General features: G+C 47.2%; 1 protein-coding gene. It reads right to left on the bottom strand.

Annotation, left to right across the window (positions count from 1 at the left end):
* On the bottom strand, window positions 1-216 hold a 216-nt coding region (locus A3735_RS30725; protein ID WP_197485818.1), incomplete at both ends, for a hypothetical protein.

Raw genomic sequence — 216 nt, forward strand, 5'->3', positions numbered from 1 at the left:
CTTACCGGAAAGCAAAGCTAGGGGCAGCGTAATATCGAGAGAAGTATTCGCGCTAACCTGAATATTCTGCGGCTCATGAAAAATTGCCGCGTAATCGGGTACTGGATAAGCAGGAACTGCCGAAACGCTAGCTGAGTTAAACACATCTACCAAAGGTCTTAACTTATAGTTGCCCGGCGATACTGCAAACTCAAAATGGCCCTGCGTATCAGTGAG

This window comes from Oleiphilus sp. HI0061, from assembly GCF_001635675.1.